This window comes from Tumebacillus sp. BK434 (assembly GCF_004340785.1).
GTDB lineage: Bacteria > Bacillota > Bacilli > Tumebacillales > Tumebacillaceae > Tumebacillus_A.
On the sequence record NZ_SLXS01000004.1, the window covers coordinates 285,952 to 309,445 of the forward strand.

At 58.1% G+C, this 23,494-nt stretch carries 28 protein-coding genes, 1 riboswitch and 1 other annotated feature; of the genes, 25 read left to right on the forward strand and 3 right to left on the reverse strand.

Annotated elements, in window-relative coordinates:
• The first annotated feature begins 22 nt into the window (after positions 1–22).
• From EV586_RS12625 to EV586_RS12690, 14 genes are all read left to right on the forward strand, one after another.
• Positions 23–838: a serine hydrolase gene (locus EV586_RS12625; protein WP_132945473.1), complete on the forward strand. Its 816-nt coding sequence runs from the start codon at positions 23–25 to the stop codon at positions 836–838.
• Between the two features lie 88 nt (positions 839–926).
• Positions 927–1,061: riboswitch (cyclic di-AMP (ydaO/yuaA leader) on the forward strand.
• 8 nt (positions 1,062–1,069) lie between these two features.
• On the forward strand, positions 1,070–1,747 hold the full coding sequence (locus tag EV586_RS12630; protein ID WP_132945474.1) for a C40 family peptidase: 678 nt from the start codon (positions 1,070–1,072) through the stop codon (positions 1,745–1,747).
• A 401-nt stretch (positions 1,748–2,148) separates the two neighbouring features.
• Entirely contained in the window at positions 2,149–2,664 is a 516-nt protein-coding gene (locus EV586_RS12635) for a YqeG family HAD IIIA-type phosphatase (protein WP_132945475.1), read from the forward strand.
• 7 nt (positions 2,665–2,671) lie between these two features.
• On the forward strand, positions 2,672–3,793 hold the full coding sequence (gene yqeH / locus EV586_RS12640; protein ID WP_132945476.1) for a ribosome biogenesis GTPase YqeH: 1,122 nt from the start codon (positions 2,672–2,674) through the stop codon (positions 3,791–3,793).
• A 108-nt stretch (positions 3,794–3,901) separates the two neighbouring features.
• Positions 3,902–4,123 carry a hypothetical protein gene (locus EV586_RS12645; RefSeq protein ID WP_132945477.1) on the forward strand — a complete coding sequence of 74 codons (222 nt, stop codon included), beginning with the start codon at positions 3,902–3,904 and terminating at the stop codon, positions 4,121–4,123.
• 65 nt (positions 4,124–4,188) lie between these two features.
• Positions 4,189–5,028 (forward strand): shikimate dehydrogenase, encoded by an 840-nt coding sequence (gene aroE, locus EV586_RS12650; protein WP_132945478.1) that lies wholly within the window; start codon positions 4,189–4,191, stop codon positions 5,026–5,028.
• A 57-nt stretch (positions 5,029–5,085) separates the two neighbouring features.
• On the forward strand, positions 5,086–5,379 hold the full coding sequence (yhbY, locus tag EV586_RS12655; protein WP_132945479.1) for a ribosome assembly RNA-binding protein YhbY: 294 nt from the start codon (positions 5,086–5,088) through the stop codon (positions 5,377–5,379).
• A 38-nt stretch (positions 5,380–5,417) separates the two neighbouring features.
• Positions 5,418–6,029 (forward strand): nicotinate-nucleotide adenylyltransferase, encoded by a 612-nt coding sequence (nadD, locus tag EV586_RS12660; protein ID WP_165898575.1) that lies wholly within the window; start codon positions 5,418–5,420, stop codon positions 6,027–6,029.
• Entirely contained in the window at positions 6,010–6,585 is a 576-nt protein-coding gene (yqeK, locus tag EV586_RS12665; protein ID WP_132945481.1) for a bis(5'-nucleosyl)-tetraphosphatase (symmetrical) YqeK, read from the forward strand. Before nadD ends, yqeK begins: the two co-directional genes overlap by 20 nt.
• 60 nt (positions 6,586–6,645) lie before the next feature.
• On the forward strand, positions 6,646–6,993 hold the full coding sequence (gene rsfS, locus EV586_RS12670) for a ribosome silencing factor (RefSeq protein ID WP_132945482.1): 348 nt from the start codon (positions 6,646–6,648) through the stop codon (positions 6,991–6,993).
• 15 nt (positions 6,994–7,008) lie between these two features.
• A complete protein-coding gene (locus EV586_RS12675) occupies positions 7,009–7,767 on the forward strand; it encodes a class I SAM-dependent DNA methyltransferase (protein WP_132945483.1) in 759 nt (252 codons plus the stop codon).
• 113 nt (positions 7,768–7,880) lie between these two features.
• Positions 7,881–9,167, forward strand: a complete 1,287-nt coding sequence (locus EV586_RS12680) for a LysM peptidoglycan-binding domain-containing protein (RefSeq protein WP_132945484.1) — start codon at positions 7,881–7,883, stop codon at positions 9,165–9,167.
• A gap of 89 nt (positions 9,168–9,256) precedes the next feature.
• Positions 9,257–9,493 (forward strand) — a binding site (T-box leader).
• Positions 9,494–9,576: 83 nt separating this feature from the next.
• Positions 9,577–12,036 carry a leucine--tRNA ligase gene (gene leuS / locus EV586_RS12685; RefSeq protein ID WP_132945485.1) on the forward strand — a complete coding sequence of 820 codons (2,460 nt, stop codon included), beginning with the start codon at positions 9,577–9,579 and terminating at the stop codon, positions 12,034–12,036.
• A 138-nt stretch (positions 12,037–12,174) separates the two neighbouring features.
• The gene (locus tag EV586_RS12690; protein ID WP_132945486.1) at positions 12,175–13,197 is read left to right on the forward strand and encodes a hypothetical protein; all 1,023 of its coding nucleotides are present in this window, start codon (positions 12,175–12,177) and stop codon (positions 13,195–13,197) included.
• 89 nt (positions 13,198–13,286) lie between these two features.
• Here the strand turns inward: EV586_RS12690 and EV586_RS12695 are convergent, their stop codons facing one another.
• The 3 genes from EV586_RS12695 to EV586_RS12705 form a co-directional block, all read right to left on the reverse strand.
• Complete coding sequence (locus EV586_RS12695; protein WP_132945487.1) at positions 13,287–14,381, reverse strand: D-alanine--D-alanine ligase; 1,095 nt, start codon at positions 14,379–14,381, stop codon at positions 13,287–13,289.
• A gap of 87 nt (positions 14,382–14,468) precedes the next feature.
• Entirely contained in the window at positions 14,469–14,915 is a 447-nt protein-coding gene (gene mntR / locus EV586_RS12700; protein WP_132945488.1) for a transcriptional regulator MntR, read from the reverse strand.
• Positions 14,916–14,987: 72 nt separating this feature from the next.
• The gene (locus EV586_RS12705; RefSeq protein WP_347812675.1) at positions 14,988–15,512 is read right to left on the reverse strand and encodes a YqeG family HAD IIIA-type phosphatase; all 525 of its coding nucleotides are present in this window, start codon (positions 15,510–15,512) and stop codon (positions 14,988–14,990) included.
• 177 nt (positions 15,513–15,689) lie between these two features.
• Between EV586_RS12705 and EV586_RS12710 the strand changes: the two genes are divergently transcribed.
• The 11 genes from EV586_RS12710 to EV586_RS12755 all read left to right on the forward strand — a co-directional run bounded on the left by EV586_RS12710 (position 15,690) and on the right by EV586_RS12755 (position 23,494).
• Complete coding sequence (locus EV586_RS12710; RefSeq protein ID WP_243653041.1) at positions 15,690–16,268, forward strand: ComEA family DNA-binding protein; 579 nt, start codon at positions 15,690–15,692, stop codon at positions 16,266–16,268.
• 23 nt (positions 16,269–16,291) lie between these two features.
• Positions 16,292–18,577, forward strand: a complete 2,286-nt coding sequence (locus tag EV586_RS12715) for a DNA internalization-related competence protein ComEC/Rec2 (protein WP_165898576.1) — start codon at positions 16,292–16,294, stop codon at positions 18,575–18,577.
• Between the two features lie 14 nt (positions 18,578–18,591).
• Complete coding sequence (locus EV586_RS12720; RefSeq protein WP_132945491.1) at positions 18,592–18,843, forward strand: alpha/beta-type small acid-soluble spore protein; 252 nt, start codon at positions 18,592–18,594, stop codon at positions 18,841–18,843.
• Positions 18,844–18,948: 105 nt separating this feature from the next.
• A complete protein-coding gene (locus EV586_RS12725) occupies positions 18,949–19,206 on the forward strand; it encodes a hypothetical protein (RefSeq protein ID WP_132945492.1) in 258 nt (85 codons plus the stop codon).
• A 104-nt stretch (positions 19,207–19,310) separates the two neighbouring features.
• Complete coding sequence (locus EV586_RS12730) at positions 19,311–19,817, forward strand: hypothetical protein (protein ID WP_132945493.1); 507 nt, start codon at positions 19,311–19,313, stop codon at positions 19,815–19,817.
• Positions 19,814–20,032, forward strand: a complete 219-nt coding sequence (locus EV586_RS12735; protein ID WP_132945494.1) for a hypothetical protein — start codon at positions 19,814–19,816, stop codon at positions 20,030–20,032. The genes EV586_RS12730 and EV586_RS12735 overlap by 4 nt, the downstream gene beginning before the upstream one ends.
• A 177-nt stretch (positions 20,033–20,209) precedes the next feature.
• Positions 20,210–20,740 (forward strand): RNA polymerase sigma factor, encoded by a 531-nt coding sequence (locus EV586_RS12740; protein ID WP_132945495.1) that lies wholly within the window; start codon positions 20,210–20,212, stop codon positions 20,738–20,740.
• Complete coding sequence (locus EV586_RS12745) at positions 20,737–22,083, forward strand: anti-sigma factor family protein (RefSeq protein WP_132945496.1); 1,347 nt, start codon at positions 20,737–20,739, stop codon at positions 22,081–22,083. The genes EV586_RS12740 and EV586_RS12745 overlap by 4 nt, the downstream gene beginning before the upstream one ends.
• Positions 22,084–22,130: 47 nt before the next feature.
• On the forward strand, positions 22,131–22,298 hold the full coding sequence (locus EV586_RS21155) for a hypothetical protein (protein ID WP_165898577.1): 168 nt from the start codon (positions 22,131–22,133) through the stop codon (positions 22,296–22,298).
• 111 nt (positions 22,299–22,409) lie between these two features.
• A complete protein-coding gene (locus EV586_RS12750) occupies positions 22,410–23,018 on the forward strand; it encodes a hypothetical protein (protein WP_132945497.1) in 609 nt (202 codons plus the stop codon).
• A 260-nt stretch (positions 23,019–23,278) separates the two neighbouring features.
• Positions 23,279–23,494, forward strand: a complete 216-nt coding sequence (locus tag EV586_RS12755; RefSeq protein ID WP_087458844.1) for a ferredoxin — start codon at positions 23,279–23,281, stop codon at positions 23,492–23,494.

Consider the following 23,494-nt stretch of genomic DNA (forward strand, 5'->3'; position numbering starts at 1 on the left):
GAGTTTGAGAGGAGTGTCGTTCATGCTGGCAGCACTGACCCCCGCCTTGCAGCGAATGATCGAAGCAGCGCGCGGAACGTATGGGATCTCCATCTACCATCTGGAATCGCAAAGCGAGTTTACCTATCAGCCTGACGAATGGTTTTACGCCGCAAGCATCATCAAAGTCCCGATCATGGCAGCGGTGTTCGATCAGGCGTTCAAAGGCAACCTGCGCTTTGAGGAAAAGATCGCCTTGCGCGCCGAAGACATGGTCACCGGCTCCGGGCTGCTGCAAAATCTCAGCCCGGGCCTCGAGCTGTCGATCTACGACTACACGATGCTGATGATCATCGACAGCGACAACACGGCGACCAACATCCTGATCGACCGCATCGGCACGCAGGCGATTCAAGACGCGATGGCCGAATGGGGACTGACCGGGAGCGGTTTTTACAACAAGATCTCCGTCATCCCGGCCAAGATTGAAAACTACAACAAGATCACGCCGCGCGACATGACCCATCTGCTGAAGCTGATCGCCGACGGCAAAGTTGTCTCCTGGCGTGCCTGTGCCGAGATGGTCAAGATCATGAAACAGCAAAAATACAACGAAGGCCTGCCGAGCCTGCTCCCGACCCAGGACGGCCCGGTCGGCGTTCTGCCACTCTGGGAGTGCGCGCACAAGACCGGCTGGGTGAACGGCACCGACCACGACATGGGGCTGCTCTATTTCCCGCGCAATACGTTTGCCGTCTCCGTGTTTAGCAAAAACATCATCGAGCGCAAAGACGCGCATGGACTGATGGGGCAGATCGGTCGACTGCTCTATGACACATGCGAACAGCCTATCCGGTAACGGATGGGCTTTTTAGCTGACCACCGAGCAGGCTTAAATCTAGTGATTTGATTGAAATCTGACAATTTGTATGGTAGACTTGTCCATGTTGAGAAATTGGCCGAATCTGAAACATTTTCAGTACGGGGGAGATTTTAGATTTTTGGGGTGAACCGCCTGCGGGCGGAGGGTTGCTCTCGACCCGAACCCGTCAACTAACCTCGGAGGCCTTACGGGAGGTCTACATATCATATGAAGCGTTTTGTGCAAACTCTGTTGCTGGCAACATTCGTCACCATGTCTCCGCTGGCGGTAACGGACGCGCTGGCAGCGCCTGCTCCGTACGGACCGCAGATGCTGCAGGTCGGCTCCACCGGCGCTGACGTCACGAAACTTCAGCAGGACCTGCGTCTGCTCGGGTTCTTCAGCTATCCGGAGAACACCGGCTACTACGGTGAAATCACCGCGACGGCGGTCAAGAAGTTCCAAGCGGCCAACGGCCTTGAACAAAACGGCAAAGTCGGCGCGACCACCGGTCCGCTGATCGAAGCGAAAGCAGCCAAGCTTCGCCCAGCCACCCCGAAAGTGGTCGACACGGCGATGAAATATGTCGGTGTTCCGTACCAATGGGCGGGCAACACGCCGAGCGGCTTTGACTGCTCCGGCTATGTCACCTACGTGTTGGCGCAATATGGCGTGCAAGCTCCGCGCATCGCCGCAGACATGTATGCAGGCGGTTCCGCCACAGCAGCTCCGGAACCGGGCGATCTCGTCTTCTTCTCCACCTACGGCCCGGGCGCAACTCATGTCGGCATCTACATCGGCAACGGCCAATTCGTTTCCGCTACCTCTTCGGACGGCGTCAAAGTCGATTCGCTGAACGGCGGCTACTGGGGCGCACGTTATCTTGGAGCCCGTTCCTACATCTAATACCTAACTCTAGAGTTCCGAAGCGGGCGTCCTGTCGACGGCCGCTTCTTTTTGTTTTTATTAGACTACAAAGTACTAACGTCTGCCAAGCTCAACCATTTCATCACGCTGGGAATGTTGGAAGAAACCGTCAATTGGCTAACCAAACACATTTCCAATCTGAGATAATTCGGTAAAAAATTACCATTCGTGTCGAAAAGGATTTCTTTGTTCTTTTGTCTAATAGAAACAATACAACAGTATAGCAACAAACGAAAAAGCCTCTGTCCTTCCCTCGAGCCGGGAGCAGAGGCTTTTTCGCGTTTGGCCGATTTATTGGCAGAATCTTCTCTTCTGTGATATTCTCTACAGGTGGATGGAATGCTACTACAACGGGATTCCCTTTTGAGGTGAAAACAAGAATGTTAAAACAACTGATTCCCGATCTCTATGTAGAGTCGGTTTTTCACATTGACCTGGATGAACTGCAGCAGCGCGGGGTCAAAGGCATCATCACCGACCTTGACAACACGCTGGTGCGCTGGGATGAGCCGGACGCGACGCCGAAGCTGATCGAATGGCTCGATCATGTCCGCGATACCCGCGGGATCAAAGTCTGCGTCGTCTCGAACAACAAAGACCACCGCGTCGAGAAGTTCTCGAAGCCGTTAAACATCCCGTTCATCGGCCGCGCCCGCAAACCGAAGCGCGCGCCGTTTCTGCGCGCTTTGGAAGTGCTCGGCACCAAGCGCGAAGAGACGGTCGTCATTGGCGACCAGCTGTTTACCGACGTGCTCGGCGGCAATCGCATGAACATGTATACGATCCTCGTCATGCCTGTGGCCGACAAAGAATGGATCGGCACCAAAGTGCTGCGCGCGATGGAACGCGTTGCGTTTTCGATCTTGCGCCGCCGCGGAATGATTCCTTGGGAGTGAACAACGAATGTCTGAATTTGATTTGACTTGTACCGGCTGCGGCATCGCCATCCAGACCGAGGAAAAAGAAAAGCCGGGCTATGCCCCGCTGAATTCGGTGATCGAACGCGAATATCCGGTCTGCCAGCGCTGTTACCGCATCAAGCACTACAGTGACGTGGCGCCCGTCTCGCTCGACAACGAAGGGTTCCAGAAGATTCTCCGCGACATCGGCAAGCGTCCGGCCCTGGTCGTCAAAGTGGTCGACCTGTTCGATTTCGCCGGGTCCTGGGTAAAAGAGATCAACAAATACGTCGGGAAGAACCCGATCATCCTCGTCGCCAACAAAGCGGACCTGCTGCCGAAGGTGACCAATTTTGAACGCGTCGAGTTCTGGCTGAAAAAAGAAGTCGAGAAACAAGGCGTCCGCGTCGACGACATCATCCTGATCTCGGCGAAAAAGCGGATCAACATCGAATTTGTCAAAGAGGCGATCGACCAGCGCATCGGCAACAAAGACGTCTATGTCGTCGGCACCGCCAACGTCGGCAAATCGACGTTGATCAACGGCCTTTTGAATCTCTACGGCCATGAAGAAGGCGCGGAGATCACCACGTCCCGCTATCCGGGCACCACGCTGTCGACGATCCGGATGGATCTGCCAAACCACAGCGGCGATCTGATCGATACGCCGGGAATCATGACGACGCATCGCTTGACCGACCTCGTCTGCCCGAAATCGCTGCGCGACATCACGCCGGAAGGTTACATCAACCCGAAGACCTACCAGCTGAACGACCAGCAGACCTTGTTCCTCGGCGGCTTGGCGCGCTTCGACTACGTGGAGGGGCCGAAGCAGGGCTTCTCCGTCTATGCGGCCAACCAGCTGAACGTGCACCGCACGAAGCTGGAGCGGGCGGACGAGCTGTACGCCAACCATCTCGGCACGCTGCTCACCCCGCCCTGCGACGCGTGCCCGGACTCTTTGCGCGGTCTCGTGCCGCACCGGATCACCTTGAAGTCGGGCCACCCGCAGGACATCGTGATCTCCGGGCTCGGCTGGATCACCGTGCGCGGCATGCATTACACGCACGTGGTCGTGCATGTGCCCAAAGGCGTTGAGGTGCACACGCGCCGCGCCTTGATTTAACGCAGCAGTCGAAATTGCCGTTCTAGCAGAGGGCGTTCGTTTGTCATATTTCAACATAACTCCCCATACACCTTAGATACACACCTTAAAAGGGCGGAGGGGATCTGTTTGGAAACGATGACAAAAGAGCGCCGTCGATTTATCAAACGATTTGTCATGAATGGGTCGGGCTGCGAAGAACTGCGCATTGAGCAACTGATGAACGATCTGCGCCATGAGGTGCAAGCGGTGCGCGAAGAGCAGCCGGAGCTGTCCGACTACCAGCTGTACGATCTGACTTTCTCGTTCCATGAAAACGGCATGATGGTACAGATGGAATTCCGTCGCTAATCGGAAGACCCGCGGTTGCGGGTCTTTTTTCTATGCATTACACTGAAGAAAAAGGGGAGATGGACATGCTTTCCAGTTCGACAATGTGCGTGGGGCTGTTCGGGTATCCGGTCGCACACTCCAAGTCCCCGCAGATGCACAACGCCGCATTTGCCCGGCTTGGCCTCGACTGCGCGTATCTGGCTTTTGCGGTCGAGCCGGAGCGCTTGCCTGACGCTGTGGCCGGCATTCGCGCGCTCGGCTTGCGCGGAGTCAACGTGACGATCCCGCATAAAGTCGCCGTGCTGCCTCTGCTCGACAAGATCTCCCCGGAGGCGGAGTTGATCGGGGCGGTGAACACGATCGTCAACGACGGAGGTGTTTTGACCGGCTACAACACCGACGGCATCGGCTACTTGTCCGCCCTGCAGGAAGAGACGGGCATCGAGATCCAAGGCAAGCGGGTGCTGCTGCTCGGCGCAGGCGGCGCGGCGCGCGCGGTTGCGGTGCAAATGGCTTTGAACGGAGCGGAGCGCCTCGTGATCGCTGCCCGGCAGCAGGAGCGAGCGGCGGAGTTGGCGGCGCATCTGCGCACGCATGCAGCGGCAGACGGCATCACGATGGAAGAGGCAGCAGCGGAGCTTGCCGAGTACGACCTGATCATCAACACCACGCCGGTTGGCATGCATCCGCAGACCGACGCCGTGCCGGTGCCCACCGCGGGCCTGCAGGCGGGGCAACTGGTCAGCGATCTGATCTACAACCCGCGCCAGACCCGCTTTTTGCACGAGGCGAAAGCGCGCGGTTGCGTGGTCTCCGGGGGCTTGGGCATGTTTGTGCACCAAGGCGCGCATGCGTTTCAGCTCTGGACGGGTGAGCGGGCGCCGGTGGATGTGATGCGGCAAACGGTGGAATCCTGCTTGTAGAAGTGCTATACTCAATCTTTGGTACCAAGCCTCAGAACAAGAAGGAGTATGAACCATATGCTGACTGGAAAACAAAAGCGTCATCTGCGCGCGCTGGCTCACCACGTAACCCCGGTGACCCAAGTGGGCAAAGGCGGCGTTTCTGACAACATGATTGAACAGATCAACCTGGCGCTGGAATCGAAAGAGCTGATCAAGATCTCGATCCTGCAGAACTGCGAAGAGGACAAGAACGTCGTCGCCCGTGACCTCGCGGAGCGCTCCGGCGCCGAGCTGGTGCAACTGATCGGCAAGACGGTCGTCCTGTACAAGGAGTCGAAAGAAAACAAACAGATCGAACTGCCGCGCTAACCTGCAGCAGCACGAAGAGAGCAGAGGAGGTGCTGACGGTGCGTCTTGGCATCTTTGGCGGCACCTTCGACCCGGTACACATCGGCCATCTGGTCGCCGCGCAAGTGGCGCTGGAGCAGGCCGGCTTGGACAAGGTGCTGTTTGTGCCGGCCGGGGTGAATCCGCTGAAAGTCGGCAAGAAGATCTCGGCGGGCGAGCATCGCCTGCGCATGGTGCAACTCGCGCTGGAAGGCGCGCCGCAGTTTGCGGCCAGCGACTGGGAAGTGAATCGCCCGGGACCGTCGTTTACGGTCGACACGTTGGAGCACTTTCACGCTGAGCACCCGGAGGCGGAGCTGTTTTTCATCATCGGAGCGGACAACCTGCACATCCTGCCCAAGTGGCGCGCGGTCGACCGGATCATGGAGCTGGCGACCGTCCTCGCCGTCACGCGACCGGGCTTTGACCTGAAGACCAGCGCCTGCACGGCGCTCGCGCTCCATCCGGAAGTGGCGTGCCGCGTTCAGTATGTGGAGATCCCGGGACTTGACATCTCCTCCACATGGATCCGTGAGCGTCTCGTAAAGAATCTTTCGGTTGAGCATCTCGTTCCCCAAAAGGTCATAGGGTATAGTGAGGAGAACAAGTTGTATGAACGAATCCCAGATTAAAGAACTCATTCGTCAGACCTTGAGTCCGCGCCGCTTCCAGCACGTCAGCGGCGTTGTCGAGGCGGCCGACCAGCTCGCCCGACGCTTTGGCGTCGACGTGGAAAAAGCGCGCCTCGCCGCGTGGATTCACGACTATGCGCGGGAATGGCCGGTCGACAAGTGGTACGAGACGGCAAAGGAACGGGGCGTGGACCCCGCTTTCTTTGAAGTGGCGGAGATGTTGCACGGACCGATCGCCGCGTCGATGCTCGGCGATGTCTTCGGCCTTGAAGACGAAGACATCGCAGATGCTGTGCGCTATCACACCTCCGGGCGCGCCGGGATGACACCGCTGGAAAAAGTGGTGTGCTTGGCAGACTACATAGAAGCGGGCCGCGACTATCCGGCCGTCCACGACCTGCGCGAAAAAGCGGAAGCGGACCTCGACCTGGCCCTGGCTTCCGCGTTCGACAACACGATTCGCTTCCTGCTCGACAAAAACAAGCCTATTTTTCCACTGACCATCGTGGCGCGCAACGATTTGTGGCGTGCGCTGAAGGACAGGCGGACACTTTAATGCCACACCTCGAATATACTGTACTACCTGTAGTCCCAAACTTACTTAGGAGGCATGCAAATGAGCGATCGAGTCTTGGAATTGGCGCGTAATGCGGCTGACGCTGTCGCAGATAAGAAAGCGAATGATGTGGTGGTTCTTGATATACAAGGACTGTCGGTGATCGCTGATTATTTTGTAATCTGCAGCGGGAATTCCAACACTCAAGTGCAAGCAATCGCAAATGGCGTGCGCGAAAAACTTGCCAAGCGAGGAAGCATCATCAAATCGATGGAAGGTTATGATGAGGCACGGTGGGTTTTGCTTGACTTTGGTGATGTCGTGGTTCATGTGTTCCGCCAAGAGGAACGCGAATTCTACAACCTGGAGCGCGTCTGGGGGGACGCGAAACAGCTGAGCATTGTGTAACGAGAGGACCATCCGGTGAAGGATCACGAACAAAGCTACGGGGAATTTGCCTACTTCTACGACCAGTTGATGCAGGATGCCCCGTACGAATCTTGGATGACCTTCTTGGAGCAGGCGCTGGCGCGGTATGAGCTCATGCCGCGCCATATCGCCGATTTGGGCTGCGGCACGGGCACGATCTCCATCGCTCTCTATGAGCAGGGATTCAAAGTGACCGGCGTCGACCTCTCTGAGGATATGTTGGCGCAGGCGGAAGCGAAGCTTTCCTCCCACTCTTCACGGCTTCGTTTTCTCTGTCAAGATCTGCGGGAGCTCTACCTCCCGGAAGCGTGCGACCTGGCTGTGTCGTTTTGCGACTCGTTGAACTACATCACAGACGAGGACGATCTCGCGCAGATCTTCCAACGCGTCAAGACACAGCTGCGTTCCGGCGGCCTGTTTCTGTTTGACATGCACAGCGTCTACAAGCTGCGCGAGAAGCTCGGGCAAAATGTATTTTATGAAGTCGGTGAGGACGTGACCTACCTCTGGCAGAGCCGGTTCGATGAAGCGACGGCGACTGTCGAGTACGACATCACGTTTTTTGCTTTGGAGGATGAAGAGGAGCAGTTGTATCGGAGGTTTCACGAATACCACGTTCAACGCGCTTACGACATCGGGACGGTGGAGCGTCTCTTGAAAGCGGCAGGTTTTCAAACAGTAGAAGTATATGCTGACTTTCGGTGGGACGTGCCAACAGATTCTGCAGAACGCCTTTTTTTTGTCGCAAAATAGGGAAAGCGCCCGGATTGGCTCGGGGCGCTTTTTCTGTTTTCCGGACCCTTCACGCTTTTTTCTCTGGGCGAATACCTTATGGGTACTCCAAAGGGAGAGGGTGAACGCCTGGCATGTTTGTACATCTGGTCAAAAAAGGGGAAACCTTACCCGGCATCGCCCACGCCTACGGGGTGAGTGCCAAGGGGCTCCAACAGACGAACGGATGGGTCGACGACGCCTTGGTGCCGGGCTGCTCGCTCCTCGTGCCGACACCCGTGCCAACCACGCTGCTCACCTATCAAGTCCAAACGGGCGATACGGTCAAAAAGGTCGCCAATCGTTTTCATATGCCGGAGCGGATGCTGCACGCCGCCAATCTTGTCACGGGCGAGACGCTGAAGCCGGGCGTTTGTTTGACGTTACCGATGCCGGTGCTGGAGAAGAAGACGATCGAGGTCAACATGCGCTGGGAGGTGCAAGAAGAAGACCTCGACCTGCTGACGATGGATGAGGCGACAGGCAGCGTCTCCTCCGTCTCTGTCGCCTATGGCATCGCCGAGAGCGACGGGCGGCTGCGGTTGCCCCCGCTGCTTTCGCGCCGCCTGCTGGCCGAGACGAGACGGGCCAAGGCGGAGAACTTGCTCTTGCTCACGATGGCCGACGGGGAGGCGGCAGCTCGGCTGTTCAGCCATCTGCCGAGCCGCCGCGCCTTTTTCTCCGAACTGCGCGCGGTGATGCAGGAGCATGGCTTTCGCGGGCTGCATCTGGAACTGCCGCAGTTGAAGCCCGCCCTGCGCCCGCTGGTCAACGGTTTTGTCCGCGAGCTGGGGCTGCGCGTGCGGCGCTCCGGCGGGATGCTCTATCTCGGCGTGCCGGCGCATGAGCACGAGGAACCGGAACACCCGCGCACCGGGGCGTATGACGTGCCGTATCTTAACCATCACGTCGACCGGCTGGTCTGGAATGCAGACGAAGAGTTCGGACGGCTGGATGGACCGCCGATGGCGCTGGCGCCGCTGGCTCCGATCAAGCGGTCGCTGCGGCACGCGCTGACGATGGTGCCGCGCCGCAAACTGCTGCTCGGGCTGCCTTTTTTCGGCTACGACTGGGCGCTGCCGTTTCAGCCCGACCAGTTGCCGACGCTGATCCTGCACGGGCACTGCGACGAAGAGGTACTGCCGCCCAAGCAGATCCAGTGGGACGACCGGGCGATGGCGCCGATGTTCATCTACAAGAATGAAGTCGGCGAAACGCGGGAAGTCTGGTATGAGGATGTGCGCAGCATCGCAGCGAAGCTGCACCTCGTCTCGGAGCTCGGTCTCGCCGGCATCTCCTGCCTCGTCCACGGCAGCACGCTGGAAGCGCATTGGGAGCTGCTTCGCGACTCTTTCCATATTTCAAAGACTAATGTCTCCTGAAAAAACACAAAAGTTCATTTTGTACTTTGTTGACAAAACGAATTGGGAATGCGTATACTACAAACAACAAGTGAAACATTATGTCGAAAGCAATGGCGTTGATGGGGAATAGTAGTTCGACGAACTTTTCAGAGAGCCGACGGGTGGTGCGAGTCGGTACGTTTCGGAGAATGAACTCGCCTCGGAGCTGCAGCGGGGAACTACCAGTACCCGATGCCGTCTCGTCCGCGTTACAGGACTTTTAATGAGAGTGCCCGATCTGCTTCTGAGGGCACTGAATTAGGGTGGTACCACGGGAATGTTACTCCTAACCTCTCGTCCCTAGCGAACCAGCGCTGGGGGCGGGAGGTTTTATTTGTTTTCACGTCCCTTTTGCGCAAACAGCCATCTCAAAAGGAGGTCAACCTACATGAGCGAACGACGCTATGTACCTGCAGACATCGAACAAAAATGGCAAACTCATTGGGAAGAAACCAAGGCTTTTGCGACCGAAAACGACCCGAACAAACCGTATTACTACACGCTGGAGCAATTCCCGTATCCGTCGGGCCGCCTGCACATGGGCCACGTCCGCGTGTACACGATCGGCGATGTTGTCGCCCGCTTTAAGAAACAGCACGGTTACAACGTGCTGCACCCGATGGGCTGGGATGCCTTCGGGATGCCAGCGGAGAACTACGCGATCAAGCATGGCGTGCATCCGAACGTCTCCACCTACGAAAACATCGAGTTCATGAAGCAGCAGCAAAAGGAACTCGGCACGTCCTACGACTGGTCCCGCGAACTGGCGACCTGCTCGCCGGAGTACTACAAGTGGACGCAATGGCTGTTCCAGCTGTTCTATGAGCGCGATCTGGCCTACAAGAAAAAAGCGGCCGTCAACTGGTGCCCGGAATGCTCGACGGTGCTGGCGAACGAACAGGTGGAAAACGGCGGCTGCTGGCGCTGCGGCACCGAGGTGGTCAAGAAGGACCTCGAACAATGGTTCTTCCGCATCACCGAGTACGCTGACCGCCTGCTGAACGATCTCGACAATCTGCCGGGCTGGCCGGACAAAGTCAAAACGATGCAGAAGAACTGGATCGGCAAGAGCACCGGCGCCGACATCACCTATCAGATCGACGGCACCGACGCGACAGTCACCGTCTTCACCACCCGCCCGGACACCTTGTTCGGCGTCTCCTACCTGGTGCTGGCGCCGGAGCATGAGCTGGTCGGCAAGCTGATCGCAGGCCAGGACAACGAAGCGGCGGTCAAGGCGTTCGTCGACGAAGTGCGCAAAGCGTCCGAGATCGAGCGCACCTCGACCGACGCGGAGAAGAAAGGCATCCACATCGGCGCGTCGGCGATCCATCCGCTGACCGGCGCGAAGCTGCCGATCCTGATCGCCAACTACGTGCTACCCGACTACGGCACCGGCGCTGTGATGGGCGTTCCTGCGCACGATGAGCGCGACTTCGAATTCGCGACCAAGTACGAACTGCCGATCCCGGTCGTCATCGAGCCGGCGGGGGGCCTGCCGGAAACGCTGACGGCGGCGATCACCGAAGACGGCACGCTCATCAACTCCGGCGACTTCAACGGCCTGCACAACCGCGAGGCGCTGGTCAAGATCGTCGAGAAGCTGGAAGGCATGGGCGTGGGCAAGATGACCACTTCGTTCCGCCTGCGCGACTGGCTGATCTCTCGCCAACGCTACTGGGGCGCGCCGATCCCGATGATCTCCTGCGACTCCTGCGGCACCGTGCCGGTACCGAAAGATCAGCTGCCGGTGCTGCTGCCGGAACACGTCGACTTCGGCGTGAAAGGCAAGTCGCCGCTGGCGACGAACGAGGAATTTGTCAACACGACCTGCCCGTCCTGCGGCGGTGCGGCGAAGCGCGAGACCGACACGATGGATACGTTCATCGACTCCTCGTGGTACTACCTGCGCTACATCTCCGCACAGGATGACACGAAAGTATTTGACACCGAAGCGGTCAACAAATGGCTGCCGGTCGACAAGTACATCGGCGGCATCGAACATGCGGTGCTGCACCTGCTGTACTCCCGCTTCTTCACGAAGGTGCTGTACGATGCCGGTCTGGTCAACTTCGAAGAGCCGTTCGAAAGCCTGCTCACCCAGGGCATGGTCGTGCTGAACGGCGCGAAGATGTCGAAGTCGAAAGGCAACGTCGTCTCGCCGGAAGAGATCATCGAGAAGTACGGCGCCGACACCGCGCGCGTGTTCATGCTGTTCGCAGCGCCGCCGGATCGCGATCTGGAGTGGAGCGACACCGGCATCGAAGGGGCGCACCGCTTCCTGAGCCGGGTGTGGCGTCTGGTCGAGTCGCACGCCGACATCATCGCGGCGGGCGGCACGCCGAACATCGTCGGTGAAGCGGAGAAGAAGATGCGCATGGCGATGCATGCGGCGATCAAGAAGGTCAGCGAAGACATCGGTGAGCGCTATCAGTTCAACACGGCGATCTCGGCGATCATGGAGCTGGTCAACGCGATCTACGCCTATCCGGAAGCAGCGGATGCGGCGCTGAAGGCGCAAGCGATCGAGACGGCGGTCCGCCTGCTCTACCCGGCTGCTCCGCACATCACCTCTGAGCTGTGGGAGATGATGGGCAAGCAGGAGTCGCTGATCCGAGTCGACTGGCCGCAATACGACGAGTCGGCGCTGGTGCTCGATGAGATCGAATATGTCGTCCAGATCAACGGGAAAGTCCGCGACAAGCTGGTCTTCCCGGCTGCAGCCACCCGCGAAGAGGTGGAAGCGGCGGTGATGAGCTCGGAGAAAGTTCACGCCCTGATCGAAGGCAAGGCGATCAAAAAAGTGATCGTGGTGCCGAACAAACTGGTCAACCTGGTCATCGCGTAAGTCATGGGAGAAGCCCCTGCAGAGCGCATCTGCACGGGCTTTTCTTTTCGCGCGGTGGAATTTACCTGAAGGATTTTGCACTTGTATAGAGAATTAGTCACGCTATGGAATTCGTTAATCCGGGAGGAATACGCAGAGATGAGTGAATCAAATACTTACTACATCAAACAAGTCTGGCGTCAGAAGGGGGACGCTTTGTTCGAACGGATCTCGTTCAAAGAAGAGAACAAAGCACAGGAACTCAGCCAGACGACTCGTCCTGTTCTGTTGCTGGAAACTAAGGCCAACAGCGGCTCCAACGCCGTGTTTGCGATTGGTCATGTGACCGAGCCGGTTGTCATTGCTGAAGAGATGACTTACCCGGGACAGACGGGTGAGTTTTCATATCATGTACCGTTTACGTATGACGTTGTGCTGGAATCGAAACAGAACGGGATCACCCGTGACGAACTGCAAGAACTGACCGGGCAGAAGTTCGCCCCGCAGGTCAAAGGCGGTTTGTACGAGATCGAAGCGGCCGCTTACGAGCAGTTGGCATCGATCCTGAACGAGCGCGCCGGACAAGCCCCGGCTGCGAAGAAAGCTCCCGCGAAAGCCGCTTCGGAAGCGAAGAAAGCCCCGGCTGAGAAAACGGCAACGGCCGTGAATCAAGTTTCGTCTGCGAAAGCGGTTTCGGCAGCAGCGAACGAAGCTGCGGCGGTGAATGTTGCCCTCGCGGACGAACTGATCAAGGCTGTCTCCCTGCTCGAAGAGCGCGGCGAGCTGCGCCTTGTAGTCGAAGGCGGTAAGGTCGACACCTTCCCGGCCGCGCTGCTGGCGATGGAAGATCTGTCGGCCCTGCAGGCGGAGATCCACAACTACCTCACCGCAGGCGGCCACGCAGCGGTCGATGCAGCTGCGGCAGAAACGGCTGCTGCAGGCGCGGCGTCGACCCGCTATGCGAAAGTGATCAAGCTGGCCGAGTCGCTGGTGCGCGCAGGCAACTACGCCTCCGTCCAGATCCCGACCGTGCAAAAGGCATTCTACCGCGGTGACGCCAAGCTCCCGCACCCGTACCACGCCATCGAGCTCCAAGGCGCCCGCGGCCACCATATCCTCGGCACGGACGGCACCTTGTACACCGCTGAAGGCAAAGTCGTACAACACTTCTTGGGTCTGTAAAATACGTCAAGCAAGCGGGCTGGGAACTCTCCCAGCCCGCTTTTCCATGCATCAAAAAAGCCACGCCGTCAGGGCGTGGCTTTTTTGTCTTATCGTTCACGGTTCTTGTCTTCATGCCGTTCGAGCGCCAACTCAATCAGCTTCTCCAGCAATTGATCGTACGGCAGCCCGGTCACTTCCCACAGTTTCGGATACATCGAGAAGATCGTGAAGCCCGGGAACGTGTTGATCTCATTGATCAAAAATTCGCCGGTCTGGCGGCACAGGAAGAAGTCCACGCGGGACAGCCCCGAGCCGTCGATCGCCTGAAACGCCTTCAGCGCCAGTGCGCGCACTTCGTCCGACTGCTTCGGCGTCAGCTCGGCCGGGATGACCATCACCGAGTCGCCGTCGATGTATTTGGCGTTGTAGTCGTAGAACTCCTCGCCGGAAGAGACGATCTCACCTGCCACCGAGGCGGCCGGCTGCTCATTGCCCAGCACGGCGACTTCGATCTCACGGCCGTCGACCGCTTCTTCGATGATCAGCTTGCGGTCATACTTCGCCGCCAAGCGCAGCGAGTCGAACAGCTCCTCGCGGTTCTTCGCCTTGGAGATGCCGACAGACGACCCGAGGTTCGCCGGCTTGATGAAGCACGGATACCCGAGCGACGCTTCCACCTGCTCCACGACCGCGCCCGGCTCGCGCTCGAACGCCGAGCGCAGCACCACTTCATAGCGCGCCTGGTTCAGCCCTTCTTCGGCGAACACTTTCTTCATCATCGCTTTATCCATGCCGACGGCCGACGCCAGAACACCTGCGCCGACATACGGCAGGTTGAGCAGTTCAAACAGCCCCTGCACCGTGCCGTCTTCACCAAACGGGCCGTGCAGGATCGGAAGCACCACATCTATGTCACCGACCGACTGCATCGGCAGGACGGCGCCTTGCGCCACCGGCACCAGCTCGGCCAGCTGTTCCTCGTGCACACCATCGGTGAGCAGTTGCGGCGGGATCGGCGCACCCAGTGCATGATAAGCGCCGAGACCGACATGCCACGTGCCCGCCTTGTCGATGCCGATCGGGAGGATTTCAAATTTGTTCTGATCCAGATTCTCGATGACTGATCGAGCAGAATTGATGGAGACTTCGTGTTCGCCCGACATGCCGCCAAAGACGATCCCCACTCTGATTTTCCGTTTCATCCGCTCACTCCTTTCTGCTAACCATCTTATTATGCTAAACGTCTAGGCGTGTGTCCAGAACGAAAAAAACCCCGGCATCGTCCGGGGTCACTGTTTATCGCGGTCTACCTCTTTCAAATCCTCCAGTTCTTTGCAGAACTCATTAAACTCGGTCAGACACTCCTGATTCTGATGGAAGAACAACACGAGGTTGTTCAGCGCGTCCATCGTGGTCGGGGAGACGTGATGCTCGATGCCTTCGACATCATTTTGAATCGTCTGCTCCGAGACGCCAAGCATGCGCAGGAACTCCTCCAGCATCTTGTGGCGCTGCTTCATCAGCTTGCCGAGCTGCTCGCCGCGCGGAGTCAGGACGATCCCGCGGTATTTTTCATAGGTGACGAGCTTCTTTTCGTCAAGCTTCTGGATCATTTTGGTCACAGAGGACGGCTGCACAGACAGCGAGGAGGCGATGTCCGAGACCCGGGCGTACCCTTTCTCTTTCATCAGCTCATAGATCTTTTCCAGGTAATCCTCCATGCTAGATGTGAGCATTTGCAGTCCTCTCTTTCCGTATCAAAATGGCACGTACCATTGTACCCCATACAGGCAGGACTTACAAGCACACTAGAGGTGATCGTCCCATGGCATGTACCCCTTTTTCTTCAAATAGCTGTAAATTTGGCGCTCAATAAAGCGATTTACTTTCGTCGGCCAGCCCTCTTTTTCCGAGATCGGATCGACCCAGATCGTAAAGAAGCCAGACCGGTTGCCGCCGACGATGTCGGTCAGCAGCTGATCCCCGATCACCACCGTGTCGCGGGAGGTGGTGTGGAGCAGCTTCAAGGCCCGGGAAAAGGGATGCCCCCACGGTTTGCGCGCCTCGTAGACGAATGGAATGCCAAGCGGCCGCGCGAACGAGGAGACGCGCAGCTCCCGGTTGTTGGAGACGATCACCACTTTCATTTCGCGGTCGCGGATCTTTTGCAGCCAGGAGGTCAGCTGTTCGTTTGCGTAGGTGCTGTCCTGTTCGACGAGCGTGTTGTCGAGGTTGGTGATGACGCCTTTGATCCCTTTGCTTTGCAGCTTGTCTAAATCGATGTCATAGATGGTGTGCAGATGAAGGCTCGGGATAAATTTTTCCAGCATCATGACGGAGTCGACCTCCTCGGGCAAAGGTGTGATAGCGTTAGGGTTGGCGCGATGGGGTAGCAGGATGCAGGTAAGATTTTGTCAGACGCTGACTACCTTTGACGGACGGCAGGAAAACATTTTGCAGGAGGCGAATAGAAGCCGGGAAGCCCAGAAAGGAGGAGAGAACTTGTGAACATGCAAAAGAAAGAACGCACGCTGCTCCTGGTGTTGCTGATCGGCATCCTGCTCGCCGGAAGCGTCTATCTCTACGGAGGCCAAGACGACCTGCAGGCCGCTCAAGGCGTGGTGCTGGATCAGGAACCCGCACAACAGCCCGCACAGGCGGCAGGGAAGATCAAGGTGCATGTGAAAGGCGCTGTGAACTCGCCGGGCGTGTACCAGTTGCCAGCAGGCTCCCGCGTGATCGACGCGATCGAAGCGGCCGGCGGCTCCAAGGCAGGAGCTCAGCTCGACGAGATCAACCTCGCCCAGGCGCTCACAGACGGTGGCCAAGTGTCTGTACCGGACCAGCCGGCCGAAGGAAAGCAGGCTGCTGACCAGCAGAGTGCCGCACAAGCCGGCAAAATCAACCTCAACACCGCCACGCTCGACCAGCTCGACACCCTCCCCGGCATCGGCACGATCCGCGCCCAAGCCATCCTCGACCACCGACAATCCCACGGCCGTTTCTTTCAAGTCGACGATCTCAAACAGGTATCCGGCCTCAGCGCCAAACTGATCGACGGGCTCCGCGACAAGGTCTACGTCGAATAGCGATGTGGTGGAGACCGCTTCTGTTGCATGGACTTGCTTTTGCAGCGGGAATCGGCTGTGCTCAAGTTCCGCTGTCAGCGCATGGCTGGCTCGTCCTCTGCCTGCTGCTTGCCGTGCTTGTCGTCAGCCTCTCGCTTCCGCTTTTGAAGCGCCGTCTCAAACAGGGAATGGCAGCCACAGCGGGCTTGCTGTTGACGCCAACCTTCGCGCTCGCCTGGGCAGCTGGCCTTTTCTATGCGTGCGGCTACGAGTGGGGACACCGCCCGGCCATGGAGTCCTATGTGGGTCAGGACGTTGTCGTGCAGGGGAAAGTGGCCGCAGAGCCCGTTTGGAAAAAGGGGGTCTGGCGCTTTCGATTGGACACGACAGGCGGCGAGAGCGCTGTGGTGCATATCAAACAAAGCCGCGAGCAGGCACTCCGCTACGGCGATGTGCTGGAGATCTCAGCCGTGCTGGAAACGCCGTCCCCGGCGCGGAATCCGGGCGCATTTGACGCGAAGTCTTATTATGCGCGCCAAGGGATTCATTATGCGCTGAACGCGAAGCACTACCGCTTGCTCGGCCATGATGACCGGGGATGGCAGGGACGCTTTTTTCTCCCGATCCGTCAGCAGCTGCTCCGCGTGGTCAACGAACAGTTCCCCGGCGATCAAGGCGCTGTGGTCGCAGGGCTGGTGCTCGGGATCACCTCGGAGATCGACGACGTGACGATGGATTCGTTTCGTGTAATGGGCGTCGTGCACATTCTGGCGGTGTCAGGCGCAAATGTGGCGATGATCCTGTTGCCGTTTCTGGCGCTGTTCAAACGCCTGCACATATCGGACCGCAACCGTTACCTGCTCGGCATCCTGCTCGTGCTGCTCTACGGCGGCATCACCGGTGGCGGACCTTCCGTCCTGCGGGCTTGCACGATGGCGATCGTCTGGCTGGTGTCGCGCCTCGTCGCGCGCGAGACCGATCTGTTCACCTCATGGGCGCTGGCCGGATGGATCGCGCTGCTGCTAAATCCGCAGACGCTGTACGAACCCGGTTTTCAGCTGACGATGATCCTCACGATCGGACTGCTCTTGCTCCCCGACCGGCTGCGCTTTCTGTTCCAAAAGTTCCCCGGCAGACTTTCCACACTCCTCGCGGTCACCTTGGCTGCCGAACTGATGTCGATCCCGCTCGTCCTCACGTTTTACCCCGCCTTCACTCCGCTCACTTTGCTCGCCAACCTCCTGATCGTGCCGCTGTTGACCGTTTTAGTCCCGCTCGCCGTCCTCACCATGCTGCTTGGCTTGATTCATCCGCTCGCGGCATTTTTGCCGGCCTGTGTGGCGCGGCTGCTGCTCGACCTGCTCATCCTTCCGCTTCAATACGCAGGACAAGCCCGCTGGCTCGTGCGCAATTACCAGGCGCCGCCGCTGTGGTGGCTGTTCAGCTATTATGCCTGGTGGTGGCTCTTCGCACAGCGCAAGCAGGCCAAAAGCCTCGCCATTCTTGCCATCTGCCTCGTTCTGCCCCTGCTGGTTCACGACCAGCCGCTGCGCGTCACTTTTCTCGATGTCGGCCAAGGCGATTCTGCCATCATCCAGACACCCCAAGGCCGCGTCTGGCTCATCGACGCAGGCGGCATCCCCGGCTTCATCCGCAGCGACTATGACGTAGGCAAGCGCGTCGTCGTTCCGGCACTCGCTTCTTATGGCATCGACCGCATCGACGTGCTCCTGCTGACACATGCGGACGAAGACCACATCCGCGGAGCTGCAGCTGTGCTGGAACACTTTCCAGTGGGCCAAGTGCTCGTCTCCAACAGCAGCGACCCGAGCCCCTTTTTCCAAGAGCTTCTCCACCAGATCAGGCAAAAGCGCATCCCGATCCTCGAACCGCGGGCCGGCCAATCCATCACGCTTGAAGACGGCATCACAGCCCGATTCTGGAACCCGGCAAGCTCGCCATCCGCAATTTCTGATCTTACCGACTCCAACGCCAACTCTCTCGTCTTCTCCCTGCACACGCTTGACCACACCTTCCTTTTTACCGCCGACGCCGAACAGCCCACCGCGCAACTCCGGCACGTCGACGTGCTCAAAGTCCCGCACCACGGCAGCAAAAACGCGAGCGCGCCCGGCTTCACCATCCGCCACGCCATCCTCTCCGTCGGCGCCAAGAACCGCTACGGCCACCCCGCCCCTTCGACGCTTCAACAGCTGGAGCAGGCAAATGCCGTCATCTGGCGCACCGACCGCCAAGGGGCGATCGAAGTCATCTCCCGCCACAACGCCTTGCGCATCAAAACGTGGCTGCCCGCACACGCTACGCCATAAGGGGGTGGCGTCTGATGAGCAATCATCGACGGGTGCTGAATCCAAACGCGCAAGAGGCACTTGAACACCTGAAGTACGAGGTGGCGCAAGAACTCGGACTTGACGACGACATTCAGCAAAAAGGCTGGGGTGAGATGACCACCCGCGAAGTCGGCAAGATCGGCGGAGGAATGGTACGCAAGATGATTCGCTTTGCAGAAGCCGAAATGGCCGCCAGAAACGGTCAGATCGACATGTCACAACCTGATCAGGGCGGCGCTTCCTAGCGCCGTCTTTTTCTTGTGCCGACAGCTCTGGAAATATTAGATGATTGATCTGCCCAGTCAACTCATCGTACCTTTATAGTAAGAACAACTGGGGAAGGTACCGCGATGACACAGAGCTTAGAACAAAAAGTCGCGCAGCTGTGCGAACTCTCAAAACAGATTTCTGACCAGCGCCACGAAATTCTAAAACTTGACACGAGCAAGTTCATCCGCACTTTTGTCGACTTGACGGTGGCCATTGAGCAGATCGACTGCACCCGGGAAATGATGCGCGGCCGCGCCGACCACCTGTTGAGCCGTCCGGAAGACACCGAGCGCAAACTGCGCAGAGAACACCTCAAACTCGTGCACAGCAAAAAATAAAGTGACCCAGAAAGTCCCGTCCTTTTTTCCGTATAGAGGGAGTACGCAGGAAAGATACTTACCCTGTACCCATCTATGACCGAAAAGGGAGGGGTCTTTCTTCTATGTACGAAACGTGGATCAAGATGTTTATCGATATTCTCGACGAGATGGCCCCCGTCACCGTCGTCCGTTCCCGCCTCGAACTGCCGCTTGGCTCGGTGACAGGCGACCTCAGCACGCAGATCCGGGCCCGGCTCGACCTGCTCGATGAAAACAGCCCGTGGTGCGATCTCGACTGCCAGCAGGCGGAAGACGAAGTGCACGTCGCCTACATGATTCATGTGCCGAGCCTCAATAAGCGTACCGATGAAGAGATCGTGGAGAACGTCAAATCGATCGCCGGCACCCTGAGCATCTCGCTCTTGACCCCGGTTGGGCACATCGGTCAGGACACCTATGTGATCAAAGGCAGCATCCAAGTGCCGCTCGATCACCCGACCGACAATCCCAACTCGGCGACGCACGACATGGCTGAGCTGCTCGTCTCCTTGATGAAAGTCGGCGGCTTCAGCCATGAAGACGCGAGCGACAAAGAAGCGGACGACCTCGTCGTCTGGGGCGAAGAATGAGACAGCTCCCGCAGAACTTCGACGAAGCGGCGATCCAGCAGCTGTTTCGCATGCAGCCGGACAACAATTTGACCCCTTCGCAAATGGTGCGCCGCGACCTCTTTCCGCGCTGGGAAGTGATCCGCCCCGCCGATTTCAATCCGGTGGACGCGGAGACCCGGCGCCTTCAGGAACTGCTCGCCCATACGGCACAACACGATAAACATCTGCATTAAGCCCAGACCCTCCCGAGGTACAGACTCCGGAGGGTCTGTCCGATCGATCTTTCGGCCAGCCTCTGAGGAGGTTGGCCGTTTCCATTTGCAGGAGAACGAATTTTTGTGCGGAATTGTTACGTACGCATGAAACTTTTATCCCGTACTCAACATCGTATTACATAAGGAGGAAGACGTATGCAAGATAAAGAGATCGTGGCAGACGCACTGCGCAGTCCGGATGCGCTGTCCCGATTTTTGCGTACGGTCGAACCGTTTATCTACCAAACGGCGTACTACCTGACCGGCAAAAAGGCAGATGCAGAAGACATCACACAAGAGAGCCTTTGGAAAGTCTGCCGTTCACTTGGGCAGTATCAGGGACAGGGCTCGCTGCGCGGCTGGATTCACCGCGTCGTGGTCAACACCTTTCGCGAACAGCTTCGCAAGAAGCGGCTGACGGTCGTTGAACTGGACGAAGGATTGCAGTCGAGCGAGTCGTCCGTCGAGCAGCAGGTGGAGATGAAGATGACCGAGGAGCGCCTGCATCGGGCGATCGCTGCGCTCCCCGAGAACTACCGCGAAGTGATCGTGCTTCGCCACGTGCACGAGATGTCCTATCAGGAGATCGGCGAAGTGCTGGAGTTGACCGAAGCTCAGGTCAAGACCCGATTGTTTCGCGGACGAGAGAAATTAAAATCGCTGTTCTATGGAGGTGATCAAGAATGACACATGACAGATATCGCGAACTGATTCAGGCTGAGCTGGACGGGGAAGCAACAGCTCAGGAATTGGAGCTGTTGGAGGCGCATACCGCATCATGTGACGATTGCCGCCGGGAACGGGAAGATTATAGCAAGCTCGCAGCCGCCTTTGGCAGCCTGCCGAAGGTGATGCCGGAGAAAAGCTTCGTGACGATGATGGAGCCGGAATTGCCGAAAGTATTGAAAAAGCAGCGTCGCCGTCCCGCCTACTTCTGGCCGGGGCTCACCGCAGCGGCCGCGCTCGTGCTTGCTGTCGGGCTCTCCAATGCGTGGGGCCTGTTCAATCCGGAGCTGACCGCCACGCCGCAGCCGCAGCCGGAACAGGTCATGCAGCCGTTGGCCGTGCAAAACGATCCGGCTCCGGCCGGCCTGGCCGGCACGACGGAAGCGGGCAAGAACACCGCGCCGCAGTTGATCCAGCAGGAGAAGGTCAAGGCCAAGCCGGCCGTGCAAGTCGCCGCCGTCTCCAAGAACGACCTCGGCAAAGTGCAGGATCAGACCGGCGTGGTCGTCGAGAAGCAGAAGGTCGATGCCGAGTCTGCACGCGGCGGCGTGGTGGTCGTGACGGTCGACTCCAAGCCGACCAATGTCAAGGTCGACGGCAACAACGTCACCGTCATCATCGCGCAAGATGACGAGCCCAAACAGGACGACACCAGCAATGTCAGCATCTGGGGCATCGCCGGATTTGACGATGACGACAGCGGGGAGAAGACGATCACGTTTACCGATCCCAACGGCAATGTGATCGAAACGAACCGCGTTCAGTTCGGCCCGGCGCCCGGTACAATCCCGCCCGAAGCGCCGCTGAACCGCAAGCTCGCCAGCGTCTACAAGAACGCCCCGGAGCTAAACGCCTGGGCAAAAGACCCGTATCAGGTCGTCTACCGCCATCTGACCGACCTCGGCTTTGCGGCGAATGCGATGGTCTCCCAGTCGAACGAGCTGAACACCATCACCGTCATGCAAGGCGACACCACCTACCGGGTCCGCCTGGCGGAGACGCGTCAAGGCGAATGGCACCCGGTGCAGATCTCGCGCCTGATCCACCCGTATGCGCCCGGTCTGCTCGGCCAGAAGGTGATCGCTTATTTTGCTGCGCAAAAGGCGAGCGGCGCGATCGCCGGTTTTGGCGACATCTACTTGAACGAACGCACCGACAAGTCTGTAAGGGTCGCGGTCGCCATCGAGCAGCAAGATTCGAACGGTGTGATCATCGTCAAAGAAAAGGTCTATGAATTCCAAGTGCAGCAGACCGCCGCGGGCGAACTGCGCCTCGGAGATCAAGTGACGGTGCATGAACAGTAAGCCTTTTGGGGCATGCTAGGGGCAGAAAGCCATGGAGGAAAACACCAATGAAAAAATTTCTGCTCCGACTGACCGCACTTGCGTGCCTGTTGTCCCTTGCCACGCCTGCCCTTGCCGCCGACAGCAAACAGGAAGACCAGGCGACCGGCAAGCATCACAATTTCGAACAATGGCAGACGATCAAACGCCTGCACGTTCGCGACGAACACCGATAACACTCCCAAGAGACCACTGCAGGTTGCTGCAGTGGTCTCTTTTTGCCCGGCCTGTACCTTTTTTCGGCCTTCTCTGCATAGGTATGTACAAAAAGAGAAGGGGGCTGTACGATGCGCAAAACGATGCTTGCCCTGTGCGCAGCTGCCTGGCTGCTCGTCGGGTGCGCGCAAAAAACGGAAAGTCCGCCGCCGACGACACCGCCGCCGGCGAGCAACCAAGGCGAAACGGGCGGCCAAGGCACCACGCCGGAGCCCAACGGCGGTGCAGCCAACCCAGCGCCTGTCGCAGAGAAGACAGAAGAGCAGACCAAGGGGGAGATTCGCGAGAAGCTGGCCCGGATGACCGACCCGAAGACCGGCTACGTCCTGCCCAACGACAACGGCGTGGTGCAAGAGGTCACAACGCTACCTGAAGTCACCGAAAAGCTCCGCAAAAAAGGCTACTCGTTGCCGCTGGCCCAGACGCTGACCGAGGAGTTCTTCAAAGAACAGACCCGAGGCGGCACGACACAGGTGGTGATCATCCCCCGCGGCGGCCACCCTGGCGTGTTCCAGCCGGAACAGGCCGCGACGTTCACCAAAAAGGGCAAATGGATCTGGGTGATCGAGCAGGATCACGACGACAACCTGCTCCACGGCCCGCACATCTCCAGCTATGAAGTGGAAGTGCTGAAGGACGGCACCTACCGCTTAAACACGTGGACCAACAAATTCCTCTAAAAATTGGCAGGGGATTGGGGAGAAATTTTCGTTGAAAATGATTCTCAATCTCTTTCTTGTGTGTTATACTACAACTACACACTTCGATACAGGCAAAAAGTGCTGAAAATAGCAGAATGAACGATCTACTCCTGCATATGTTTCACTCCTTCCCTTTTGTGACACAATAGGACAGGGGATTTCTGTGTTTGTTCGCATTGCACGTTGCCCGAATTTGGTTTATAATCTACCACAGAAGATAAGAAGGAGTGTGTATTGTCATGGCTAAAACTTTTGTTGACAAAGATACCTGCATCGCTTGCGGTGCTTGCTACAGCACTGCACCGGATGTATACGAGTCCGACGACGACGGCTACGCATTCGTAAAGCTCGAAGGCGGCCTCGAAGGCTTCGTGGAAATTCCGGAAGAGCTCCTGTCTGACGCGCTCGACGCGAAAGATGGCTGCCCGACCGAATCCATCAAGTGGGAAGACTAA